This window comes from Sphaerotilus hippei (genome assembly GCF_003201595.1).
GTDB lineage: Bacteria > Pseudomonadota > Gammaproteobacteria > Burkholderiales > Burkholderiaceae_C > Sphaerotilus > Sphaerotilus hippei.
The window spans coordinates 1-21798 of record NZ_QJJS01000020.1 but is presented as its reverse complement, the minus strand read 5'-3'; the positions used below and the strand labels follow the sequence as shown (position 1 = coordinate 21798).

Here is a 21798-nt window from a genome sequence, read left to right as displayed (position 1 = left end):
GGCTCACTGCAGCGGGTGGCTCGCCAGGCGGGCCGGGTCGGGGATGCGGATGTCGCGCTTGTCGATGCAGATCAGCCCGGCGCTCTCCAGCTCGTGCAGCACGCGCGAGAAGTATTCCGGCGTCAGCGACAGCCGCGAGGCGATCGTGGCCTTGCTCACCGGCAGCGAGACGCGCAGCTCGCGCGGGGGCTTGCGCGTGTCGCCGCGGCACAGCGGCGCGCAACCGCCGCTGCCGCTGCCCGGCAGCTCGATTTCGTCGTCGGCCTCCTCGGGCAGGTCACGCAGCAGGTAGCCGATGACCCGCTGCATGCCGCTGTGCAGCGCGTAGGCCTGCACGTCGTGCACCAGGCCGTGCAGCCGGCGCGAGATGCCGGCCAGCATGCGCAGCGCAAAGCGGGAGTCCCGCTCGATCTCGCCCAGCACGGCCGACTTGCCCACCGACAGCAGCAGCGTGTCCGTCAGCGCCTGGGCGTTGATGAAATAAGGCTTGTCGGTGAACATCAGCGCCTCGGCGAAGCTGTTGCCCGGGCCGATCAGCTCGATGACCTTCTCCTGTCCGCTCGGCGAGAGCCCGAACAGCTTGACCTGGCCGACCACCGTGACATGGAACTCGTCGCAGACCTCGCCGACCCGGAAGATGTCGTCGCCCCGCGACAGGCGGCGCAGCCGGCAGCCCTGGGCCAGGCGCTGCAGCTCCGGCGGGGTCATCTCCTGGAACAGCGGCAAGACCGCCAGGTAGCGGGGCAGATCAAAGCTTCTGGCGTCCATGGGTGTCTCCTCGACCCGACCGGAAGGGTCGAGAGCGGCGATTGTGGGCAGGGTCGCCGCCACCGGACTTGACCGAAGTCAATGTCTGCATCCGGGCTCCTCAGTGCCGGGTCAGCTGGGCATGCACGGCCGCGAGCCGCTGCACCAGATCCTGCGGCCGGTGCACCCGGGCATAACCCTGCTGGCCGAACAGCATCGGCAGGTAGTCGTGGGCCTGCTCGTCGATGGTGACGCAGAACGGTGTCAATCCGGCGAGCCGGGCGGCCTGCACCGCATGCCGGGTGTCCTCGAGGCCGTAGCGGCCCTCGTAGACATCGAGGTCGTTGGGCTTGCCGTCGGTCAGCAGCAGCAGCAGGCGCTGGCGCTCGGGCCGGGCCTGCAGGCGCAGCGTGGCCAGGCGGATGGCCGCGCCCATGCGGGTGTAATAACCCGGCTTGATGGCGCCGACGCGGTCGCGCGCCGGGCGGTCCCAGGCCTCGTCGAAACCCTTGAGGTGCTGGATGCGCACGTTCTGGCGCCGCACCGAGCTGAAGCCCAGCATCTCGAAAGGGTCGGCGCTGGCGCTCAGCGCCTCGCCGAACACGAAGAGGGCGTCGCGGATCACGTCGATCACCCGGGCGGTCTGGGTGGCGTAGGCGTCGGTGGACAGCGACAGGTCGGCCAGCAGCAGCGTGGCCAGGCTGCGCTCGCTGCGCACCCGGCGCACGAACACCGCGGGGGACTCGTCCATCGGCGCGCTGGCGGCGTCCACCCGGTGGCGCACCCAGGCGTCGAGGTCGATCTCGTCGCCTTCGGTCTGGCCGCGCGAGCGACCGGGCGCGGCCCGCAGCACCTCCATGCGGCGGCGCACGCGCCGGGCGATGCCCCGCAGGGCCGGCGCCGGGCTGTAGGGCGGGGGCGTGCTGACCAGGGTCTGCAGCGCGCAGTGCCCGGGCAGCAGGCGAGCCTGCCGGAAGTCCCACTCGGGCAGCTGCAGGCCCGGGCCCAGCGGCCGGTCGTCGGCGGCGGCGCTGGGCAGGTCGAGGTCGAACTTCACCCGCGAGGCGGCGTGCTGGCCGTCGGGGGCGATGGCCAGCTCGTCCATGTCGTCGGCCGCCGCCAGCGCGTTGCCGTCGGGCTCGTCGTCGCTGGCCCGGTCGACCTGCACGAACTCGCCCCAGGACAGGATGGACTCGGCGCGGAAGAACATCATCAGCGGCGCCTTGCCGCGGCCGTCCTCCACCGCCCGGGCCTGGCGGCGGCGGCTGTCCTCGGTCACCGGGCGGGCCCCGGCGGCCTCGTCCGGCCGGTCCTCGCCCGCGGCGGGTCGGGCCAGGGCCGGCAGGTCGGAGCCGGTCGTGTCCAGCCAGAGCCAGACCGGCGCGACGTCGGTCGGCTGCAGGCCGGCGGGGCCGGACGGCGGCGCGCCGCGCAGCGCCCGCTGCACCATCGCCTCGGCTTCGGCGGCCGCGCCCTTCATGCCCGCGGGGTCGGGCCGCAGCGCAAGCTGAGCCTGCACCAGCCGCTGGTGCTGATCCTGCAGGCCGGGGAACTGCTCCAGCGCCCAGGCGGTCGCGCGCAGGTTGTCGCCCAGCCAGTCGCCACGGCGCTGCAGCCCCGCGGCCAGCGCGGCCAGCCAGAGGTAGAGCGCGCGGTTGAGCGGCCGCTGCCCGAACACCGCGATGCCCGGCGGCAGCGACAGCGCCTCGGGCTCCAGGCGGGCGACGGCCGCGTGCGTGTCGCTGCCGGCCACCCGCTGCAGCCAGCCGCGCGGCCCGCCGGTGCGCCGGGCCGCCGCCGGGGCCAGCCGCACGGCGGGCGCGCCCCCGCCGGCGCGGAACAGCATCGTGAGGGCCTGCTGCATGTCGGCCAGCCGCACCTCGGCCTGCGCATGCCGGCGGTCCGCCGCCTGGCTGATGAAGCGGTGCCATTGCCGCCCGACCCATTCTTCCATCAGTGCACCTCTTCCTGGTGTCCACGGGCCAGTTCGGCCTTGCGCTGGCGCAGCGTCTCGCGCACCGCATCGGCGCCGACCTTCCACTCCAGCAGGGGTTGAATCGAACGATGGTGCGTCGATTCGTCGCACGAGTCCAGGCATCGACCACACTGCACGCAGGAGAACATCTCGCGCTTGATGTGGCGCGGGTGCAGCCGCATCGGGCAGCCCTTGTCGCAGGCGCTGCCCTGCTGGTGTGCGGCGGTGCCGCAGCCGCGGCAGTCGCGGGCGCGCTCGCGGTCGAAGGCCACGACCATGCCCTTCGGGTTGGCCATCCACACCAGGCTCTGGAACAGCCCGACCGCACAGCCGAAGCGGCAGAACAGGTGGCGCGCGAAGGCGAATTCGGCCGCGAACACGGCGCTGCCGATGACGAGGAAACGGGCTTGATTGGGTGTCAGCCTGCCGTGGATCAGGTGGCCCCAGATCTGCGCGGGCGGCAGCAGGTAGCTCAGCAGCGTGATCGCCCACAGGAAACCGAAGCCCGCGCACAGCAGGCCGAACACCGGCCACCAGCGGGCGCGGGCCGGCTGGCCGGCCCGCTCGGTGCGGTGGCGGTCCCACAGGCTGAGCTTGCCGCAGGCCCGCTGCAGCACGGCGTCGAGCGTCTCCACCAGCGTGAAGTGCGGGCACAGCCAGCCGCAGTAGAGGCGGCCATGGCGCCAGGCCACGGCCAGGAAGAGCACGATCAGCACGAGGGCGGGCAGGAAGCCGCGCAGCAGGATGCCCAGCGCGGCCTGGTCGGCGCTGATGCGGCCGGCCCGGAAGGCGTCGATGCCCAGCGACCAGCGCTGGCCGAGCACCCACAGCTGGGTCTCGCCCAGGTCGAAGCGCAGCAGGTCCAGCGCGGGCGCCAGCAGGAACAGGGCGAAGAAGCCCAGCTGGAAGAGAAGACGGCGGCGCTGCATGGAGTCTTCTGAGGTGCAAGGAGCAGAGGAGCAGCGTCGCCGCGGAAAACGTGAAGGGCGTGCAAAACGTGCGGAGGGCGCCGAGGCGCGCGCCGGGGCGGGCCTCAGCCCGCGCTGCCCAGCACGGCGCGCACGACCTCGTCGAGGGCGGCGGCCGTGTCGAGGTCGTCGGTCAGGGCGTCGACGATGGCGGCACGGCAGGCCACCGGCAGCGCCACGCCGCTGGCCGCCAGCCGGGCGGCCATGACCAGCAGCCGGGTGCTGACGGTCTCCTCCAGGTCGTGGTCGGTCAGTCGGCGCAGCGCCTGGGCCAGCCGCACCAGGCGGGCCGCCAGCGGCGCGGCCACGCCGGCCTCGGCCTGCAGGATGGCCTGCTCGACCGCGGCCTCGGGGTAGCTGAAGGTCAGCGCCACAAAACGCTGGCGGGTGCTGGGCTTCAGGCTCTTGAGCAGGTTCTGGTAGCCGGGGTTGTAGGAGATGACCAGCATGAAGCCGGGCGCGGCGGCCAGCTGCTCGCCGGTGCGCTCGATCGGCAGCACCCGCCGGTCGTCGGCCAGCGGGTGCAGCACGACGGTCGTGTCCTTGCGGGCCTCGACCACCTCGTCGAGGTAGCAGATCGCGCCGCTGCGCACCGCGCGGGTCAGCGGGCCGTCGGCCCACACGGTGCCGGAGGCGCCGATCAGGTGGCGGCCGACCAGGTCGGCCGCGCTCAGGTCGTCGTGGCAGCTGACCGTGATCAGCGGCCGGCCCAGCCGGGCGGCCATGTGCTCGACGAAGCGGGTCTTGCCGCAGCCGGTCGGCCCCTTGATCAGCAGCGGCAGGCGCTGGCCGAAGGCATGCTCGAAGAGGGCGACCTCGCCCGCCTGCTCGGCATAGTACGGAGCGGCGCCGAGCCGATGCTGTTCACTGTGGTCCATGCGGTCCTCCGTGGCGTGTGTCAGGCTGCCCGGGCGGCCCGGGCGCGCAGCAGTCCGCCGCCCTGCACCGGCGTGGCGTCGTCGGCCAGCACCGGCTGCCCGCCGATGAAGAAGCTGGCGAAGTAGGTGAACTGCCCGATCAGGAAGATCACGCCACCGGCGACCCGGGTCCAGTAGAAGAAGCGCAGCTGGTCCTGGGTGGCCATGAAGCTCATCGCCCCTTCGGTGGGCATGCGCTGCAGCCAGACCTGCAGGATGCCCGCGCCCGTCAGGGCCAGCACCATGACGGCCATGCCGATGGTCATGATCCAGAAGCTCCACATCTCGATGCTCTGGGCGCGGCGGCTGTTGGCGATGCGCCCGCGCAGCGTGGGCATGGCGTAGCTGATCAGCGTGATCACCACCAGCACGTAGGCGCCGTAGAAGGCCAGGTGGCCGTGGGCGGCGGTGACCTGCGAGCCGTGGGTGTAGTAGTTGACCGGGCTGAGCGTGTGGATGAAGCCCCACAGGCCGGCACCGAGGAAACCCATCACCGAGGTGCCCACGGCCCACAGCACGGCGGCCTGGTTGGGGTGGTCACGGCGGCGGCGCTGCACCATGTTGAAGGCGAACACCGTCATCATGAAGAAGGGGATGGGCTCCATCGCGCTGAAGATGCTGCCGATCCACTGCCAGTAACCCGGCAGGCCGATGAAGAAGAAGTGGTGGCCGGTGCCCAGGATGCCCGTCATCAGCGCGAAGGCGATGATCACGTAGAGCCACTTGTCGATCACCTCGCGGTCCACGCCGGTGACCTTGACCAGCACGTAGGCCAGCAGCGCGCCCAGGATCAGCTCCCACACGCCCTCGACCCACAGGTGCACGACGAACCACCAGTACATCTTGTCGCGCACCAGGTTGTGCGGGTTGACGAAGCTGAACAGGAAGAAGATCGCCAGGCCCCACAGGCCCATCAGCAGCACCAGCGAGATGCTGGTCTTGCGGCCCTTGAGCACCGTCATGCTGATGTTGAACAGGAAACCGAGCGCGACGATGACGATGCCGACCTTGGTGGGCAGCGGCTGCTCGAGGAACTCGCGCCCCATCGTCTGCAGCAGGTCGTTGCCGGTCAGCTCGGCCAGCTTGGCGTAGGGCACCGCGAGGTAGCCGACGATGGTCAGCGCCCCGGCGGTCAGGAAGATCCAGAACAGCACCCGGGCCAGCAGCGGGCTGTGCAGCTCGGTCTCGGCCTCCTCGGGGATCATGTAGTAGGCCGCGCCCATGAAGCCGAACAGCAGCCACACGATCAGCAGGTTGGTGTGCACCATGCGGGCCTGGTTGAACGGGATGTAGGGGAACAGGAAGTCCCCCATCACGTACTGCAGGCCCAGGCCGATGCCGAAGACGATCTGGGCGGCGAACAGGACCATCGCCGCGATGAAGTAGGGCTTCGCGACGGCCTGGCTCTTGTAGGGGAGAACGGAATGGTTCATGGTGGTTCTGCTCCTCAACCTTCGATGTTGGGCGGCCACTTTTCAGTGTTGATCTCGCTGGTCCACTTCAGGAACTCGACCAGGTCGTCGAGCTGCCGTTCGTCCAGGTTGAACTGCGGCATCTGGCGGCGGCCCTCGACGTGGGTGGGCTGGGCCTTCATCCAGATCTTGATGAACTCGCCGCCGCGGCGCTTGTAGACGTTGCCCAGCTCGGGCGCGAAATAGGCGCCTTCCCCCAGGAGCGTGTGGCAGCCGATGCAGTTGCGCGTCTCCCAGATCTTCTTGCCCGCGATCACGGCCGGCGTGATCGCCTGCGCGTTCGATCGCTGCGGGATCTGGCGCTCGGTGTGGAAGACGATGGCGGCGAACAGCAGCGCGAAGAACACGCTGCCGCCGTAGAACATGTTGCGGGCCATCTGCTTGGTGAACCCGCCGTGACTCTGGCTCATGGAAGCCCTCCTCGAATCGTGACGGGCTTATCCTCGCGTTTCACTCGGGTTTTTTCCTTGAACCGGTTCAAGGAAGCGGCCGATCGTGCCGGCTCAGGTGCCGGTCCCGGCCGCCAGCGCGGCGATCACGTCGGTCTGGGTGATGATGCCCACCAGCCGGTTGCGCTCGCCGATGATGGGCAGGTGGTGGTGGCCCTCGTGCGAGAACAGCGCGATCAGGTCGGCGATCGGCCGGTCGGCGCTGGCCACCCGCACCTGGCGGCTCATGATCTGACCCACCGTCTCGGGCTTGTCGGCGTGCGTGAGCGGACTGGGGCGCAGCAGCTGGCGCAGGCGGTGGTCCAGGCCCTGCGGTCCGCCGGCTTCGTCGAGTCCGGCGTGGCGCAGGAAGTCGGCCTGCGTGACGATGCCCATCACGTGGCCGTAGCGGTCGACCACCGGCAGGGCCTTGATGCGTGCGCCGCGCAGCCGCTGCCAGGCCTCGGCCAGCGGGGTGCCGAAGTTCACCGCCAGCGGGTCGGCGGTCATGATGTCGCGGCAGCGCAGCGTCTGCAGGCGCCGCCGGCCGGCCTCGTGCTCGGCCTGCACCAGCAGGTCGCGCAGGTCGTCGCGCGGCACGTCGAGCACCTGGTTGTAGCGCGCCAGCACCCGGTCCAGGTCGTCCGCGCTGAAGTCGAAGGCCCGCCGCCCGGCCTCGGCGGGGGCCGGGCGCGGCAGGTCCTGGGCATGCGGATAGCGCCGCCCCGTCAGCGGGTTGTAGAGCAGGCCGCAGACCACCAGCAGCGCCGAATCCAGCGCCACCGGTGCCAGCGCGAAGCCGGCATCGCCGATGCCGGCGACCACCGTCAGCAGGGCCACCGCCCCGCCAGGCGGGTGCAGGCAGCGGGCAGCCATCATCGCGGCGATGGCACCGGCCACGGCCAGGGCCGCGGCCAGCGGCGGCCAGGGCACCCAGGCCGTGCACAGCAGGCCCACGAGGGCGGACAGGGTATTGCCGCCCACCACCGCCCAGGGCTGGGCCAGCGGGCTGGCGGGCAGCGCATAGACCAGCACCGCGCTGGCGCCCAGCGGGGCCAGCAGCCAGGGCAGTCCGGCCGCGGGCGGCCAGTGCCAGGCCAGCATCGCGACCAGGCCCACGCCCAGCCAGGCCCCGGCGACGACCCGCCAGCGTTCACGGCGATCGATCGCCAGCGCCGTCGGACGCAGCGCTCGCCACAGGCGCTGCCAGGGCGCGGGTCGGGCGGCCTCGAGGGTGGGATCGATCGGGGAGGGGCGGGACATCGGGCGGGGATCAAGGCGGAAATCGGGCCGCGCATCATAAGATCTATTCTTGATGTTGCTTATGGTGGTTTTCCTGTGCACAATAGATTCATCTGAAATCAACCTTATGAAGGCATGCCGACCATGAGCTCCGTCACCTTGCTGGACGTGCGCCAGATCCCGGCGCCCCTGCGCCACGCGACCCTGTTCGACCTGTTCCTGGGCCTGCCGGCGGGCGACGGCTTCGAGCTGCTCAATGACCATGAGCCGGTGCCGCTGCAGCAGCAGTTCCAGGCCCGGTGGCCCGGCCAGTTCGACTGGACGGTGCTGGAGGCCGGCCCGGCGCAGTGGCGCGTGCGCATCACCCGGCAGGCCGCCGGCAAGAGCTGCTGCGGCTGCTGCGGCGGCTGAGCGGAGCCCGCCATGGCGACCGTGCTGATGCCGCTGGCCGAACCCCGGCGCCTGCCGCCGGCCCGCCGGCTGGCCTTGTGGGACCTGGGCTTCCGGCCGTTCTACCTGCTGGCCGCGGCGCTGGCCGTGCTGTCCGTGCCGCTGTGGGCGCTGCAGTTCTCCGGCCTGATCACGCCGCCCTGGCTGCGCGGTTCGCTGTGGCATGCGCACGAGATGGTGTTCGGCTACACGCTGGCCATCGTCGTCGGTTTCCTGTTCACCGCCGGGCGCAACTGGTCGGGCCGGCCCACGCCCACCGGCTGGCCGCTGATGGCCCTGGCGCTGCTGTGGCTGGCCGGCCGCGTGCTGGTGCTGACGCCCTGGGGCGTGGCCGCGGCGGTGGTCAACGTCGCGTTTCCGCTGCTGGCGGCCTGGGGCCTGTGGCGTGCGCTGCACGCGGGCCGCAACCGTCGCAACTATTTTTTCGTCGGCCTGCTGCTGCTGATGGCGCTGGCCTGCGCGGTGCTGCACCTCGGCCAGCTCGGCTGGATCGTGCTGCCCGCGGGTCCGGGCCTGCCGGTGGCGCTGGACGTGCTGCTGTTCATGATCGCCGTCATGGGCGGACGGGTCATCCCGATGTTCAGCAACAACGGCGTGCCGGGCCTGAAGGCGCGGCGCGATCCGCGCCTCGAGAAGCTGGCCCTGGGCAGCGTGCTGCTGCTGCTGGCGGCCGACGCGCTGGGCCTGCAGGGCCTGCCGCTGGTGCTGCTGCTCGGCGTCGCGCTGCTGGCTCACGGCGTGCGCCTGCTGCTGTGGCAGCCCTGGAAGACCCTTTCCAACCCGCTGGTGTGGGTGCTGCACCTGGCGTATGCGTGGCTGCCGGTGCACCTGGCGCTGCGCATCGCGGCCCAGGCCGGATGGGTGCCATCGGGCCTGGCCACCCACGCGCTGACCGTGGGCCTGATCGGTGGCATCACGCTGGGCATGATCACCCGCACCGCGCTGGGCCACACCGGCCGGCCGCTGCAGGCCGGCCCGGTCGAGACCACGGCCTACCTGCTGGTGACGCTGGCCGCGCTGGTGCGGGTGGGCGGCCCGCTGCTGGAGCCGGCCTGGCTGATGCCGGCCACGCTGGGCTCGGCCGGCCTGTGGTCGCTGGCCTTCGTGCTGTACCTGGTGCGCTACACGCCCTGGCTGCTGCAGCCCCGTGCCGACGGCCAGCCCGGCTGAGTCGCTCCACAATGCGGTCCGGCCGCCACGGCCCCGGCCCGAGAGATGCCCCGAGAAAGCGACCATGCGACTGACCGCGATGACCGACTATGCGCTGCGACTGCTGATGTACATCGGCCAGCGCCCCGACCGCCTGTGCACCATCGCCGAGGTCGCGACGGCCCATGGCCTGTCGGAGGCCCACCTGATGAAGATCACCCACCAGCTCGGGCTGGCGGGCTGGATCACGACGGTGCGGGGCAAGGGCGGGGGCATGCGGCTCGCGCTGGCCCCCGAGGCGATCAACCTGGGCGCGCTGGTGCGCAGCGTGGAGCCCGATTTCCAGCTGGTCGAATGCCTGTCGAGCGGCACGGGCTGCCAGCTCACCGGCCGCTGCCGGCTGACCGGCGTGTTCAGCGAGGCGCTGTCGGCGTTCATGCAGTCACTCGACTGCCGCACGCTGGCCGACGTGCTGCCCCCGCCGGTGCACGAGGCCGCGCAGGTGGTGGCGCTGCCACGCCGTGCGGCCACCCGCCGGGCCCGCAGCCCGGCCTGAACGCCGGGCGCCGCCGGCCCCTTTCCACTTTCCCTGCGAGCCTGCCATGAACCCCGTCGTGTCGCCCCCGCTCCCGATGCCGCCCGACCTGCATGCCGCCGTGCTCGACGCGCTTGCCCGTGTGCACGATCCGGAGATGGGCGAGAACCTGGTCGACCTGGGCCTGGTGCTGGACGTCGCGCTGGCGGCCGGCGAGCTGCGCGTCACGCTGATCCCGACCAGCGTCACCTGTCCGATGGCCGACGTGATCCTCGATGACGCGTGGGTCGAGGTGGAGCGCATCTGCCCGCCCGGCCTGGCCGTGGAGGTGGCGATGGACTGGGACACGGCCTGGTCGCCCGAACGCCTGGCGCCGGCGCTGAAGGCGCGTTTCGGATGGTGAACGAACGGGCCCCGTTGCCGCGCGCGGCGGTGGCCGCCGTGGTGCTGCTGGCGATGCTGAACCTGCTGGGCGCGCTCGGTGGCGGGCTGGTGCGCCTGGGCACGCTGCCGCCCGCGCTGCACGGCCCTGGCGGCGCGCAGGCGGTCGCCGCCCACGGCGCGGTGATGATGGCCGGCTTCTTCGGTGCGCTGATCGCGCTCGAGCGGGCGGTGGCGCTGCGGCGCGGGCTGTGGGTGCCGGCGCTGGCGGGACTGGGCGGCCTGCTGGCCTGGGGCTTCGGCGCCTGGTCGGTGGCGCAGGTGTCGTGGTCGGCTTCGGCCGCGGGGCTGCTGGGGCTGTACGCCTGGGCGGCCTGGCACCGGGCGGCATCGCTGCCGCTGGCGGTCGAGGCCTCCGGTGCCCTGGCGCTGCTGGTGGGCACGCTGGGCTTCGGCGCCGGCCAGCCGATGCTGGCGCGGCTGGGCTGGAGCGCCTTCCTGGTGCTGACGATCGCCGGGGAGCGCCGCGAGCTGATGCAGATGGTGCGCCTGCCACGCTGGAGCGAGCACGGGTTCGTCGTCGGCTGGGCGCTGCTGGCGGTGGCCGCGGGCCTGCTGCTGGCGGGCCGGGAGCCGGCCGGCCTGGCCTTGTGGTGGGCCTTGCTGGCCGCCCTGGCGGCCTGGCTGCTGCGCTGGGACCTGCCGAGCCGGCAATGGCGGGCCCGCGGCTGGGCCGGCCACACGGCCCTGTGCCTGAGCACGGGCTACCTCTGGCTGCTGGGCGCGGCCCTGCTGGGCCTGGCCGGACAGGCGGTGGCCTGGCATGTGCTGTGGCTGGGCTTCGTCATGGCGATGGTCTTCGGCCACGCGCCGATCATGCTGCCCGCGCTGGCCGGCTGGCGACCGCTGCCGACCCGCTGGGCGCTGCTGCCGCTGCCCGTCCTGGGCCTGAGCCTGCTGCTGCGCATCACCGCGCCGCTGGCCGACCGGCCGGCCCTGCTGCCCTGGGCCGGCGCCGGACACGCCCTCGCCCTGGTGGTCTTCGCGCTGGTGATGGGCGTGTCGGTGCGGCGGGGGCAGGCCGCCCGGCGCCGGCGCTGAGGCGTCAGGCCCCCAGCCCCAGGCTGGGGGAGCGGGTCACGGCCACGCCCACGATGTAGCCCGCGCAGGCCAGCGCCGCCAGCCAGGCCGGCAGATGCAGGCGCCGGCCCGGGCGGGGCTGCAGCGCGATGCGGCCGAGCACCACGTAGAGCACCAGCGCGACCACCTTGGCCGTGAGCCAGGGCCGGGCCAGCGGATACTGGCCGCTGAGCACGGCCAGCGAGACCGCCGCCGTCAGCAGCACGGTGTCGTTGGCGTGGGGCAGGATGCGCAGCCAGCGCCATCGGCGCCAGTCGACGCCCAGCAGCTGCAGGGCCCCACGCGAGGCGAACAGGCCGATGCTGAGGGCGGCGCAGCCGATGTGCAGGCTGCGGAGGGTGCTGTAGTCCATGCCGTGAGCCTAGCGCCTTTTTGACCCTGAATTCCCCACCGGGCGCCGGGTCTGCTACAAGCCGGAGTCCGGCCGACGATGCGGCCCGATCACCCCGAAGGGAGTCCGCTGATGAACTGGTTCCACAAGCTCAAGGGCTTCCAGCGCTCGGCCCCCGGCCTCGAGTGGGCGCTCTGGCGCCGCCTGCCGGCGCTGCTGCTGTGGGGCACGGCACTGCCCGCGCTGGCTTCGCTGCTCGTGCACCTGATGGCCCCCGACACCCCCACGCCCGGCGACGAGCGTGCGCTGCGGCTGATGGACTACATGCTGATCGGCGTGGTCGTGCTCGACTGGACCCTGGTGCTGACGCTGCTGATCGGCTGCGCCATCGTCATCGTGATGAAGGGGCCGGCCTACGTCGCCGATCCTTATCCGCCGCCGGGGCGCGAGCCGCTGGAGTGAGGGACGGCGCTTGCTTCCTGGATTCTCGGGTGCCTTCAGCCCGCCCGCAGGTCGAAGCGTGCCAGCGTGTTGGCATGGCGCATGCGCCAGGGCTCGAGGGCGGCGGCGCTGGGGCGACCGTCGCGGAACAGGCCGTCGAGGAAGGCCAGCGTCAGGGTCCGCGTGGCCTCCTTGATGCGGGCGTTGAGTTCGGCGCCGCCCGGGCCGGTGCGGTCGGTGAAGACGCTGTGCCCGCCGCCGTGGAACACGGCCAGCGCCTTCTGCGTGCTGCCGATGGCGTCGAACACCGCCAGCCGGTCGGTCACCGGGCTGCGGTAGCCGGGGATGTCGATGGTGTCCTCGGTGTTGGTGACATGCAGCGACGGCACCTGCACCGGACCGAGGATCGGGCTCAGGTCGGCATCGCCGTAGAACGGCGGGGCCGACAGCAGCAGGGCGCCACGCAGCCGGTCGTCGCGCAGCGACAACGCCTTGCCGCTGCGCACCACGTGCGCGCCGGTGGCCAGCAGCGTGGTGTTGGCGCCGTAGGAATGGCCGGCCGCGACGATGCGCCCGGCGTCGATGCGCTCACCCAGCGCCGGCTCGGCCAGCAGCCGGTCGAGCGCGAAGCGCAGGTCCAGCGCGCGCGCGGTGGCTTCGCTGTCCCGAACCGCCTGAAGCACGTTGCCCAGCCGCGTCAGCACATTGGTGTTCCAGATGCCGCGGTCGCTGCCCACGTGCTGCAGGTGCAGGCTGGCGATGCCGTGCTCGGCGACGTGGCGGCCCAGGTAGCTGTAGCCCAGGCGGGTGCCGAACAGGCCGTGCGAGAACACCATCAGCGCCACCGGCGCGTCGCGCCCGGGCAGGTAGAGCCGCACCGGCACGGCCCGGTCGCGGGCCCGGTCGACCCAGTCCAGGTCCAGCACCCGGATCGGCGCGCTGTCCTCGTCGGCGCTCCAGGCCGGCCGCAGGCCCGACAGCAGGGCCGTGCCCAGTCCCAGCTTCAGCAGATCGCGTCGTCGAGGGGTCCAGTTCATGCGGTCGTGTCCTCGGTCGTGGCATGGCCAAAAATTGTTCTGATCGACAGGATGCCTGTCAGCGCGAGAAAAGTGATCGGCGAGGTCTTTCAACCGCGGACTGGACTCGTCAGACGATCATGCTCGCGCAGCCGGATCAGTGCGTTCGATCCGATCTGATCCACTCGGGTGGGGATCGATGAAGAACCCAGAGGGAATGTAATTTGCTTGAAGGCTCAAGTTTTCGGCCTGCCCGTCGATCTATTCGCTGAAGCCCGGCAATCCTCGCACGGGTACTTTCCCCAGGGGCCGGCAGCGCTGTCTGCGCAGAACCCGTCACAGACCATGAACCCCAATTCCATGAGCGTGCTGATCGTCGACGACTTCAGCACGATGCGGCGCATCGTCGTCAACCTGCTGCGCGAGAGCGGCTACAGCCGCACGCTCGAGGCCGAGGACGACCGGCAGGCGCTCGACCTGATCGAGTCGGGCACCATCCACATGGTGATCAGCGACTGGAACATGCCGGTCATGAACGGCCTGGAGCTGCTCAAGGCCGTGCGCCGCTCGCCCGAGCACCGCCACCTGCCTTTCCTGCTGATCACCGCCGAGGCGCGCAAGGAGAACATCGTCGAGGCCGCCCAGGCGGGGGCCGACGGTTACATCGTCAAGCCCTTCACCGCGGCCACGCTGGCCGACAAGCTGGGCAACATCCTGCGCAAGAAGGGCCTGGTGACGGCCTGAGTCCCTCGGCCCCGCGGCTCAGCGGCCGTCCGCGGGCTGCAGCGCCGGCAGGTCGGGCACTTCGGGGCGATCCCGGCCGGGCAGCACGTCCTTGATGTCCTCGGGCATCTCGCGCTGGCGCGCCCGGATGAAGTCGTAGCGGTCCAGCGTGAGCTGGTTCGAGGCGGTCTCGTCGCGCATCACGACCGGCCGCAGGAACACGATCAGGTTGGACTTGCTGCGGCTGTGGCTGCGGCTGCGGAACAGCGCGCCGAGCACCGGCACGCTGGAGAGGTAGGGCACTTCCGCGGCATCGTCGGTCTGGCTGTCCTGGATCAGCCCGCCCAGCACGACGATGCGGCCGTCGTGCACGATCACGTTGGTCTCGATCGAGCGCTTGTTGGTGGTCGGGCCGGCGTTGCTGGTGCCCGTCGCGGCGGTCGACGAGATCGACGACGACTCCTGGAAGATGGTCATGCGCACGCTGCCGTTCTCGCTGATCTGCGGCCGGATGCGCAGCGTGACGCCCACGTCCTTGCGCTCGATGGTCTGGAAGGGGTTGCTCGAGGTGCCGCTGGTCGTGGTGTAGGAGCCGGTCACGAAGGGCACGTTCTGGCCGACCACGATCTTGGCCTCCTCGTTGTCCAGCGTCACCACGTTGGCGGTGGACAGGATGTTGGTGCCCGACATCGACTCGAGCGCCTCGGCCACCGTGCCCAGCGTCAGGCCCGAGAGGGTGCTGATGTTGAAGATCTGCTGCCACTTGACGCCCACGTCGCGCGCCTTGCTGGCATCGACCTCGACGACCAGCGACTCGACGTAGAGCTGCGCGCGCCGGGCGTCGAGCCGCTCGATCACCGCCCGCAGCTCCTTGAGCAGCGGGGGCGCGGCGGTGACGATCAGCGAGTTGGTGGCCGGATCGGCCTGGATGGAGCCGCCGGTCGACGGTGCGGCGGTGGCGGTGACCGGGGTGGTCGTCTGCGACGAGCCCGCGCTGCCCGAGCTGCCGCCGGCCGAGGCCGCGGAGGCCGAGCTGCTGCCACCGGCCGGCGCGCCGCCGGTGCTGGCGGCGGCCGGGCTGCCGCCCCCGCTGCTGCGCCCCGATTCGCCGATGTGGGGGAAGGCCGCGCGCAGCACGGTCGCCAGGCGGGTCGCCTCGGCGTTCTTCAGGTAGATGACGTGCACGTCGCTGCCTCCGGCGCCGGCGCCACGCTGGTCCAGCCGGGCGATCAGCGCCCGGGCGGCGGCCAGCCGGGCCGGGTGGGGGGCCCGGATCAGCAGGGCGTTGAGGCTCGGGTCGGCCAGCACGGTCGTGGCCGACCCGCCCGAGGCGCCACCGCCCTGGCCGCCCTGGCCACCGGAGCCCGATGACGACGGCGTGCCGTCGAGCAGCTTCTGCACGGTGACGGCCAGCGTGCTGGCCAGCGTGTGCTGCAGCACGACCACCTCCACGTCGGTGGCGCTGGGGGTGTCGAGCGCGCTGATCAGCGTGGCCAGGCGCTGCAGGTTGCTCTCGTAGTCGGTGATGACCAGCGTGTTGTTGCCGGGGTTGACGTTGATCAGGTTGTTCGGGCTGATCAGCGGACGCAGCACGGTCGACAGGTTGTTCGCGCTCTCGTGCACGACGGGAAAGATCCGTGTGACGATCTGGTCACCCTGGCGGCTCGCCGGCGACGCGGGCACGGTCACCACCGTGCCGGTCTGCAGCTTGGCCTCGGTCTCGGGCACGACCTTGAGCAGCCCGGCCGACTCCACCACCGCATGGCCCAGCCCCCGCAGCGTGGCGACGTAGAGCGCGTGGGCCTGGGCCAGCGACACCGGCTGCTCGGTGTAGAGCGTCATGCGGCCCTTGACCCGCGGGTCGACCAGGATCGGGCGGCCCAGGATGGCGGCCATCGCCCGCGAGACGGCGCCGATGTCGGCGTCCGGGAAGTTCAGCGTGACCGGTGCGGCCGTGGCGCTGCGGGCCCGGGCCGCAGGCGGGCTGCACAGCAGGGCGGCGACCAGCAGCAGCGACAGGAACGAGGGCATGCGTCGCAGGAGCGACGCCGGGTACGCTGGATTCAAGGGCACGGCTTCGGTCGGGAGGGCCGGCCATCATCGGCAGGCCGTGTCAACGCTTGCTGAAGATACGTAACGATGCTGCGGCGAACGGTGGGCCGCGGCGATTGAGGCATCATCGGCGTCGACCATGAGCCCTGCCTGCCACGCTGCCGTTCCCGTTCCCGTTCCCGCCTTGTGCGCCGATCCCCGCGCGCGTCCGGCCGGCCGGCGGTCGCCGTGGCGCCTGCTGGCTGGCGGCATGCTGGTGCTCGGTGGCCTGGGCGTGCTCGCCGCACCGGTGTCGGCCCAGCAGCAGGCGGTGCACGAGGGCCTGTGCGATGCCTCGGCCGCCGCCGCCCTCGATGCCACGCACTTCGTGGTGGCCAGCGACGAGGTCAACACCCTGTTCATCTTCCAGCGCGGCCGGGCCGCGGCCCGCGCCACGGTCTCGCTCGACGCCTTCCTCGACACCGAGGGCAAGGAGTCCGACCTCGAGGGCGTGGCCACGGTGGGGCGGCGCCTCTACTGGATCGGCTCGCACGGCCGCAACCGCAACGGCAAGGAACGGCCCGAGCGCCAGCGCCTGTTCGCCACCGAGGTCGACCGCCGCGGCGCGGTGCCCACGCTGGTCCCGGTCGGGCGGCCTTACCGCCAGTTGCCGGACGACCTGCTGGCCGCCCCGCAGCTGGCGCCCTACCGGCTGCGCGAGGCGGCCCGCCTGGCGCCCGAGGCCCCGGGCGGGCTGAACATCGAGGGCCTGGCGGCGACGCCCCAGGGCCAGCTGCTGGTCGGCCTGCGCAGCCCGCTGCGCCAGGGCCGGGCGCTGCTGGTGCCCATCGAGAACCCGCAGGAGGTGGTCATGGGCAGCGAGCGGGCCCGCCTCGGCACGCCCGTCGAGCTCGACCTGGGCGGGCGGGGCATCCGCAGCATCGAGCGGGTCGGCGCCTACTACTTCATCGTCGCCGGGCCGACCGCCGACGAGGGCCGTTTCCAGCTCTACAAGTGGTCGGGCCTGCCGGGCGAGGCCCCGCAGGCGCATGCCGAGGCCCCTCTGGGCGACCTGCGGCCCGAGGCGCTGTTCGAGATGCCCACCGGCACGCTGCAGCTGCTCAGCGACGACGGTGGCATCGAGACCGCCGGACAGGCCTGCAAGGACCTGCCCGCCGCGCGGCAGTCGTTCCGCAGCCTGCGCCTGCCCCGGCCGCAGTGAGGCCGGCCGGGGCGGCCCGGCTCAGTCCTCGACGTAGTCCGGATGGCGGCTGCGGATCTGCTCGGCCTGGCTGAGCGTGCCCGACAGGTGCTGGCGCAGCGCGGCCTGTGCCGCCGCGCCGTCTCCGGCGGCGATGGCCGCGACGATCCGGCGGTGGTCGATCAGGATGGCGGCCATCTTGCCCTGGGCCGGCAGATGCAGGCGGCGCAGCCGGTCGACCTGGCCGCTGCGCCGGTGGATCAGGTCGCCGAGGTCGGGCACCGCCGCCGCCTCGATCAGCAGGCGGTGGAAACCGCGGTCGCTCTCGATGAAGCCGTTCACGTCCTGGGCGTTCATCGCCTGATCCTGCCGATGGATGACGTCGCCCAGCCGGGCCGCCAGCGTGGCACGGGCCTCGCCGGGCAGCGCGGCGGCGGCCAGCACCGCTTCCAGCTCGATGGCCCGGCGCAGGAAGTGCGCCTGGCGCGCCGCGGCCAGGCCGATGCGGCTGACCACCGTGGCGTGCTGCGGAAAGATGTCGACCAGCCCCTCCTCACCCAGCTTGATCAGCGCATCACGCACCGGCGTCTGGCTGATGCCGAACCAGGCGGCCAGCTCCGCGCGCGACAGCAGCGTGCCCGGGGCCAGCTCCAGCGTCAGGATCATCTCCCGCAGCTTCTCGAAGACCTGGGGGGCCGCATGGCGGGATCGGTCCAGGCGGATGGGAGTGGAGGGCAGGGGCATGAGGGCGGGCAGGAACGGAGCGGCACGAGGGCGTGGCCTCGATTGTAGAAAGCCCGGCAGACGTGATGGCCCGGTTGACGCACTAATATATTAGTGCTTTACTTCGGCCATGACACGACGCACCCCTGATTCCCTGCGCAGTGCGCGCTGGTTCGCCCCCGACGACTTCCGCAGCTTCGGCCACCGCTCGCGTGTGCTGCAGATGGGCTACGACAAGCAGGAGTTCGTCGGCAAGCCGCTGATCGCCATCGTCAACACCTGGAGCGATGCCAACCAGTGCCACTCGCACTTCAAGCAGCGGGTGGACGACGTGAAGCGCGGCATCTTGCAGGCCGGCGGGTTTCCGCTGGAGCTGCCCGCCATCTCCTTGAGCGAGTCGATGGTGAAGCCGACCACCATGCTCTACCGCAACTTCCTGGCCATGGAGACCGAGGAGCTGCTGCGCAGCCACCCGGTGGACGGCGCGGTGCTGATGGGCGGCTGCGACAAGACCACGCCCGGCCTGACCATGGGCGCGCTCAGCATGGGCCTGCCCTTCATCTATCTGCCCGCCGGCCCCATGCTGCGCGGCAACTGGAAGGGCCAGGTGCTGGGCTCGGGCTCGGATGCCTTCAAGTACTGGGACGAGCGCCGCGCCGGCCGCCTCAGCGACCAGGCCTGGGCCGAGATGGAGGCCGGCATCGCCCGCAGCCACGGCACCTGCATGACCATGGGCACGGCCGCCACGATGATGGGCATCGCCGAGGCCGTGGGCTTCGCGCTGCCCGGCTCCAGCAGCATCCCGGCTGCGGATGCCAACCACATCCGCATGAGCGCCGAGTGCGGCCGCCGCATCGTCGACATGGTGTGGGAGGACCTGACGCCGGCGCGCATGTTGAGCCGCGCCAACTTCGAGAACGGCATCGCCTGCGCGATGGCCATGGGCTGCTCCACCAACGCCATCATTCACCTCATCGCCATGAGCCGCCGCGCCGGCCACCCGGTGACGCTGGACGACTTCGACGCCGCCAGCCGCCGCGTGCCGGTGATCGCCAACATCCGCCCCAGCGGCGACCGCTACCTGATGGAGGACTTCTATTACGCCGGTGCACTGCCCGCGATGCTGGAACAGATCCGCCCGCACCTGGCCACCGAGGCGCTCACCGTCAACGGCCGCACGCTGGGCGAGAACATCGCTGGCGCCGAGGTCTACAACGCCGACGTGATCCGCCCGGTGACGAACCCGATTTATGCCGAGGGCGCGCTGGCGGTGCTGCGCGGCAACCTGGCACCCGATGGCGTGGCCGTGAAGCCCAGCGCCTGCGCGCCGCACCTGCTGCAGCACACCGGCCGCGCGCTGGTGTTTGACGACTACCCAAGCCTGAAGGCCGCCGTGGACGACCCCGACCTCGACGTGACGGGCGACGACATCCTGGTGCTGCGCAACGCCGGCCCGCGCGGCGCCGGCATGCCCGAGTGGGGCATGTTGCCCATCCCCACCAAGCTGCTCAAACAAGGCGTGACCGACATGCTGCGCCTGAGCGACGCGCGCATGAGCGGCACCAGCTACGGCGGCTGCCTGCTGCACTGCTCGCCCGAAGCCGCGGTGGGCGGCCCGCTGGCCCTGGTGAAGACGGGCGACCTGATCAGCGTCGACGTGCCCGCCCGCAGCATCCATCTCGACATCTCCGACGACGAGATGGCCACGCGCCGCGCCGCCTGGACCCCGCCGCCGCCCCGCTACGAGCGCGGCTATGGCTGGATGTTCGGCCGCCACATCCTGCAGGCCAACGAGGGCTGTGATTTCGATTTCCTGGAGACCACTTTCGGCCAGCCCGTGCCTGAGCCCGACATCTTCTGACGCGTCGCCCGCGACGCCGAGCCGTCCACGAGGCCCTGCCCTGCTCGCCAGAGTCCTGCTTTCCATTTCCAGACCGAGACCCGCCATGAACCCCAGCACCCGCGCCAAGCTGATGACCGTCAGCGTCGCCACCCTCTGCACCGCGCTCTTCAAGCGCGGCCTGCGCCACCAGGTGATCCAGGGCGTGCAGCCCCTCAACCGCAGCCTGCCCAACATGGTCGGCCCTGCCTATACGCTGCGCTACATCCCCGCGCGTGAGGACCTGAACGGCATCGCCGTGTTCCAGGATCCGAACCACCCGCAGCGCGTGGCCGTGGAGCAATGCCCCGAGGGCGCGGTGCTGGTGATGGACAGCCGCAAGGACGCCCGCGCGGCCTCGGCCGGCGGCATCCTGGTGGCGCGGCTGATGGTGCGCGGCGTGGCCGGCGTGGTCACTGACGGCGGCTTCCGCGACTCGCCCGACATCGCCAAGTACAGCATGCCCGCCTACCACGCACGGCCCAGCGCGCCCACCAACCTGACGCTGCACCAGGCGCTCGACCTGAACGTGCCGATTGGCTGCGGCGACGCGCCGGTGTTCCCGGGCGACATCGTGGTCGGTGATGCCGAGGCCGTGATCGTGATCCCCGCCGCCATCGCCGACGAGATCGCCGACGAGGCGGTGGAGATGACCGCCTTCGAAGATTTCGTCCAAGAAGAAGTGTTGAAGGGCCGCGCCGTGATCGGCCTGTACCCGCCGACCCAGGAACAAAGCCGCAGCGACTTCGCCACCTGGCGCGCCGCCACGGGCCGCTGAGCCTGCACCTGACGAGACCGCGCAGCACCCGCGCCACGAGACCTCCGGAGACAAGACCATGACCCGCACCCCCACCCGCCGCGACCTGCTCACCCACCTCGGCGCGGGCGCCGCCGCTGCCGTGCTGCCGGTCTGGGCCCAGGCCCAGGCACCAACCGCCTGGCCCGCCGCCAAGCCCATCACCTATGTCGTGCCCTTCACCGCCGGCGGCACCACCGACGTGGTGGGCCGCACGCTGGCCAGCAAGCTGCAGGACGCGCTCAAGCAGACCGTGGTGGTGGAGAACCGCGCCGGCACCGGCGGCGGCCTGGGCAGCAGCTACGTGGCCAAGCAGCCCGCCGACGGCTACACGCTGATCGGCGGCACCATCAGCACGCACGCCATCAATGCCGGCCTCTACAAGAACCTGGGCTACGACCCCGTGAAGGACTTCGAGCCGGTGTCGCTGGTCGGCTTCCTGCCGAACGTGCTGCTGGTGAGCACCCAATTCAAGGTCAACACCGTGGCCGAGCTGGTGGCGCTGATCAGGAAGGACGACAAGCAGCGGACCTTTGCCTCCTCGGGCGCAGGCACCTCCACCCACCTCGCGGGCGAGCTGTTCGCCGACCTGATCGAGGTGCCGCTGACGCACATCCCCTACAAGGGCACGCCGCCGGCGATGATCGACGTGTCGCAGGGCCAGATCACCTTCATGTTCGACCAGCTCACCGCCGCACTGCCGCTGATCCAGGCCGGCAAGCTCAAGCTGCTGGCCGTCACCAGCCCCAAGCGCTCACCCGCCTCGCCCGGCACGCCGACCATGATCGAAGCCGGCGTGCCGGGCTTCGAGATGTTCTCGTGGCAGGCGGTGTATGCGCCCAAGGGCACGTCCAAGGCCGTGGTCGACCGCCTGCACGACGAGATCGCCAAGGCGCTGAAGCAGCCCGACGTGAAGGAGAAATTGGCCACGCTGGGCATGGAAGTGGTGGGCAGCTCACCGAGTGAGCTGGCCGCGCTGATGGCCAAGGAGATCCCGCGCTGGGCGGCGCTGATCAAGAAGTCCGGTGCCAGCGTCAACTGAGCGGCCCGTCCGGCCATGGAAAAAGGGCTTCCCGAGGGGAAGCCCTTTTGCATGGAGCGGTGAGCGCCGGGGTTCCCTGGTGGGGAGGATCCGGCGCGGCGGGCCCGAAGGCCCGGGGGATCAGAAGGCGTAGTTGAAGCGCACGCGCAGGGAGGTGTTCTTGTCGGGGGTGCCGGCCGCCAGGTCCTTGCCCTTGGAGTAGGACAGGGCG

At 71.5% G+C, this 21798-nt stretch carries 22 protein-coding genes; 11 read left to right on the top strand and 11 right to left on the bottom strand.

The genetic code is table 11. The features are described from left to right. Positions 1-3: 3 nt before the first annotated feature. From C7444_RS17155 to C7444_RS17125, 7 genes are all read right to left on the bottom strand, one after another. Positions 4-768: a Crp/Fnr family transcriptional regulator gene (locus tag C7444_RS17155; protein WP_110402081.1), complete on the bottom strand. Its 765-nt coding sequence runs from the start codon at positions 766-768 to the stop codon at positions 4-6. A gap of 100 nt (positions 769-868) precedes the next feature. Next, entirely contained in the window at positions 869-2701 is a 1833-nt protein-coding gene (locus tag C7444_RS17150; RefSeq protein WP_110402080.1) for a VWA domain-containing protein, read from the bottom strand. Then, positions 2701-3651 carry a 4Fe-4S binding protein gene (locus C7444_RS17145; protein WP_110402079.1) on the bottom strand — a complete coding sequence of 317 codons (951 nt, stop codon included), beginning with the start codon at positions 3649-3651 and terminating at the stop codon, positions 2701-2703. Before C7444_RS17145 ends, C7444_RS17150 begins: the two co-directional genes overlap by 1 nt. 104 nt (positions 3652-3755) lie before the next feature. Beyond that, on the bottom strand, positions 3756-4568 hold the full coding sequence (locus C7444_RS17140; RefSeq protein WP_110402078.1) for a CbbQ/NirQ/NorQ/GpvN family protein: 813 nt from the start codon (positions 4566-4568) through the stop codon (positions 3756-3758). Between the two features lie 20 nt (positions 4569-4588). Further along, the gene (locus C7444_RS17135) at positions 4589-6040 is read right to left on the bottom strand and encodes a cbb3-type cytochrome c oxidase subunit I (protein ID WP_110402077.1); all 1452 of its coding nucleotides are present in this window, start codon (positions 6038-6040) and stop codon (positions 4589-4591) included. Between the two features lie 14 nt (positions 6041-6054). Continuing rightward, on the bottom strand, positions 6055-6489 hold the full coding sequence (locus tag C7444_RS17130; RefSeq protein WP_110402076.1) for a c-type cytochrome: 435 nt from the start codon (positions 6487-6489) through the stop codon (positions 6055-6057). Positions 6490-6582: 93 nt separating this feature from the next. Beyond that, positions 6583-7770, bottom strand: coding sequence for an HPP family protein (locus C7444_RS17125; RefSeq protein ID WP_110402075.1), 1188 nt, complete (start codon positions 7768-7770; stop codon positions 6583-6585). 123 nt (positions 7771-7893) lie between these two features. Here C7444_RS17125 and C7444_RS17120 point away from each other — a divergent pair, with 123 nt between their 5' ends. From C7444_RS17120 to C7444_RS17100, 5 genes are all read left to right on the top strand, one after another. Further along, complete coding sequence (locus C7444_RS17120; protein ID WP_110402074.1) at positions 7894-8160, top strand: DUF2249 domain-containing protein; 267 nt, start codon at positions 7894-7896, stop codon at positions 8158-8160. A 12-nt stretch (positions 8161-8172) separates the two neighbouring features. Then, a complete protein-coding gene (locus tag C7444_RS17115; RefSeq protein WP_211317587.1) occupies positions 8173-9369 on the top strand; it encodes an NnrS family protein in 1197 nt (398 codons plus the stop codon). Positions 9370-9433: 64 nt separating this feature from the next. Next, positions 9434-9904, top strand: coding sequence for an RrF2 family transcriptional regulator (locus C7444_RS17110; RefSeq protein ID WP_110402073.1), 471 nt, complete (start codon positions 9434-9436; stop codon positions 9902-9904). A 58-nt stretch (positions 9905-9962) separates the two neighbouring features. Then, positions 9963-10286: a metal-sulfur cluster assembly factor gene (locus C7444_RS17105; RefSeq protein ID WP_245909614.1), complete on the top strand. Its 324-nt coding sequence runs from the start codon at positions 9963-9965 to the stop codon at positions 10284-10286. Continuing rightward, positions 10280-11365 carry a hypothetical protein gene (locus C7444_RS17100; protein ID WP_110402071.1) on the top strand — a complete coding sequence of 362 codons (1086 nt, stop codon included), beginning with the start codon at positions 10280-10282 and terminating at the stop codon, positions 11363-11365. The genes C7444_RS17105 and C7444_RS17100 overlap by 7 nt, the downstream gene beginning before the upstream one ends. A 4-nt stretch (positions 11366-11369) precedes the next feature. Here the strand turns inward: C7444_RS17100 and C7444_RS17095 are convergent, their stop codons facing one another. Then, entirely contained in the window at positions 11370-11756 is a 387-nt protein-coding gene (locus tag C7444_RS17095) for a SirB2 family protein (protein WP_110402070.1), read from the bottom strand. Between the two features lie 111 nt (positions 11757-11867). Between C7444_RS17095 and C7444_RS17090 the strand changes: the two genes are divergently transcribed. Next, positions 11868-12197, top strand: a complete 330-nt coding sequence (locus C7444_RS17090) for a hypothetical protein (RefSeq protein WP_110402069.1) — start codon at positions 11868-11870, stop codon at positions 12195-12197. Positions 12198-12232: 35 nt separating this feature from the next. Here C7444_RS17090 and C7444_RS17085 read toward each other — a convergent pair whose 3' ends face one another. Next, positions 12233-13213 (bottom strand): alpha/beta hydrolase family protein, encoded by a 981-nt coding sequence (locus tag C7444_RS17085; RefSeq protein ID WP_110402068.1) that lies wholly within the window; start codon positions 13211-13213, stop codon positions 12233-12235. A gap of 324 nt (positions 13214-13537) precedes the next feature. Between C7444_RS17085 and C7444_RS17080 the strand changes: the two genes are divergently transcribed. Continuing rightward, complete coding sequence (locus C7444_RS17080) at positions 13538-13936, top strand: response regulator (RefSeq protein WP_211317586.1); 399 nt, start codon at positions 13538-13540, stop codon at positions 13934-13936. A gap of 18 nt (positions 13937-13954) precedes the next feature. On the opposite strand, the gene C7444_RS17075 is transcribed toward C7444_RS17080, so the two are convergent. Then, a complete protein-coding gene (locus tag C7444_RS17075) occupies positions 13955-15946 on the bottom strand; it encodes a secretin N-terminal domain-containing protein (protein WP_110402066.1) in 1992 nt (663 codons plus the stop codon). Between the two features lie 271 nt (positions 15947-16217). On the opposite strand from C7444_RS17075, the gene C7444_RS17070 reads away from it, so the two are divergent. Continuing rightward, positions 16218-17168: a DUF3616 domain-containing protein gene (locus tag C7444_RS17070; RefSeq protein ID WP_170130789.1), complete on the top strand. Its 951-nt coding sequence runs from the start codon at positions 16218-16220 to the stop codon at positions 17166-17168. Positions 17169-17189: 21 nt separating this feature from the next. On the opposite strand, the gene C7444_RS17065 is transcribed toward C7444_RS17070, so the two are convergent. Then, on the bottom strand, positions 17190-17891 hold the full coding sequence (locus C7444_RS17065) for a GntR family transcriptional regulator (protein ID WP_110402064.1): 702 nt from the start codon (positions 17889-17891) through the stop codon (positions 17190-17192). Positions 17892-18000: 109 nt separating this feature from the next. Between C7444_RS17065 and araD the strand changes: the two genes are divergently transcribed. From araD to C7444_RS17050, 3 genes are all read left to right on the top strand, one after another. Beyond that, positions 18001-19731 carry an L-arabinonate dehydratase gene (gene araD / locus C7444_RS17060; RefSeq protein ID WP_110402063.1) on the top strand — a complete coding sequence of 577 codons (1731 nt, stop codon included), beginning with the start codon at positions 18001-18003 and terminating at the stop codon, positions 19729-19731. An 85-nt stretch (positions 19732-19816) separates the two neighbouring features. Then, the gene (locus tag C7444_RS17055; RefSeq protein ID WP_110402062.1) at positions 19817-20527 is read left to right on the top strand and encodes a ribonuclease activity regulator RraA; all 711 of its coding nucleotides are present in this window, start codon (positions 19817-19819) and stop codon (positions 20525-20527) included. 58 nt (positions 20528-20585) lie between these two features. Next, complete coding sequence (locus C7444_RS17050; RefSeq protein WP_110402061.1) at positions 20586-21587, top strand: Bug family tripartite tricarboxylate transporter substrate binding protein; 1002 nt, start codon at positions 20586-20588, stop codon at positions 21585-21587. The last annotated feature ends 211 nt before the right edge of the window (positions 21588-21798 follow it).

What these genes read in the sequence shown, in the direction of transcription:
- C7444_RS17155 (WP_110402081.1), bottom strand. Translation starts at nt 768, where the DNA reads ATGGACGCCAGAAGCTTTGATCTGCCCCGCTACCTGGCGGTCTTGCCG.
- C7444_RS17150 (WP_110402080.1), bottom strand. Translation starts at nt 2,701, where the DNA reads ATGGAAGAATGGGTCGGGCGGCAATGGCACCGCTTCATCAGCCAGGCG.
- C7444_RS17145 (WP_110402079.1), bottom strand. Translation starts at nt 3,651, where the DNA reads ATGCAGCGCCGCCGTCTTCTCTTCCAGCTGGGCTTCTTCGCCCTGTTC.
- C7444_RS17140 (WP_110402078.1), bottom strand. Translation starts at nt 4,568, where the DNA reads ATGGACCACAGTGAACAGCATCGGCTCGGCGCCGCTCCGTACTATGCC.
- C7444_RS17135 (WP_110402077.1), bottom strand. Translation starts at nt 6,040, where the DNA reads ATGAACCATTCCGTTCTCCCCTACAAGAGCCAGGCCGTCGCGAAGCCC.
- C7444_RS17130 (WP_110402076.1), bottom strand. Translation starts at nt 6,489, where the DNA reads ATGAGCCAGAGTCACGGCGGGTTCACCAAGCAGATGGCCCGCAACATG.
- C7444_RS17125 (WP_110402075.1), bottom strand. Translation starts at nt 7,770, where the DNA reads ATGTCCCGCCCCTCCCCGATCGATCCCACCCTCGAGGCCGCCCGACCC.
- C7444_RS17120 (WP_110402074.1), top strand. Translation starts at nt 7,894, where the DNA reads ATGAGCTCCGTCACCTTGCTGGACGTGCGCCAGATCCCGGCGCCCCTG.
- C7444_RS17115 (WP_211317587.1), top strand. Translation starts at nt 8,173, where the DNA reads ATGGCGACCGTGCTGATGCCGCTGGCCGAACCCCGGCGCCTGCCGCCG.
- C7444_RS17110 (WP_110402073.1), top strand. Translation starts at nt 9,434, where the DNA reads ATGCGACTGACCGCGATGACCGACTATGCGCTGCGACTGCTGATGTAC.
- C7444_RS17100 (WP_110402071.1), top strand. Translation starts at nt 10,280, where the DNA reads ATGGTGAACGAACGGGCCCCGTTGCCGCGCGCGGCGGTGGCCGCCGTG.
- C7444_RS17095 (WP_110402070.1), bottom strand. Translation starts at nt 11,756, where the DNA reads ATGGACTACAGCACCCTCCGCAGCCTGCACATCGGCTGCGCCGCCCTC.
- C7444_RS17090 (WP_110402069.1), top strand. Translation starts at nt 11,868, where the DNA reads ATGAACTGGTTCCACAAGCTCAAGGGCTTCCAGCGCTCGGCCCCCGGC.
- C7444_RS17085 (WP_110402068.1), bottom strand. Translation starts at nt 13,213, where the DNA reads ATGAACTGGACCCCTCGACGACGCGATCTGCTGAAGCTGGGACTGGGC.
- C7444_RS17080 (WP_211317586.1), top strand. Translation starts at nt 13,538, where the DNA reads ATGAACCCCAATTCCATGAGCGTGCTGATCGTCGACGACTTCAGCACG.
- C7444_RS17075 (WP_110402066.1), bottom strand. Translation starts at nt 15,946, where the DNA reads ATGCCCTCGTTCCTGTCGCTGCTGCTGGTCGCCGCCCTGCTGTGCAGC.
- C7444_RS17070 (WP_170130789.1), top strand. Translation starts at nt 16,218, where the DNA reads ATGCTGGTGCTCGGTGGCCTGGGCGTGCTCGCCGCACCGGTGTCGGCC.
- C7444_RS17065 (WP_110402064.1), bottom strand. Translation starts at nt 17,891, where the DNA reads ATGCCCCTGCCCTCCACTCCCATCCGCCTGGACCGATCCCGCCATGCG.
- araD (WP_110402063.1), top strand. Translation starts at nt 18,001, where the DNA reads ATGACACGACGCACCCCTGATTCCCTGCGCAGTGCGCGCTGGTTCGCC.
- C7444_RS17055 (WP_110402062.1), top strand. Translation starts at nt 19,817, where the DNA reads ATGAACCCCAGCACCCGCGCCAAGCTGATGACCGTCAGCGTCGCCACC.
- C7444_RS17050 (WP_110402061.1), top strand. Translation starts at nt 20,586, where the DNA reads ATGACCCGCACCCCCACCCGCCGCGACCTGCTCACCCACCTCGGCGCG.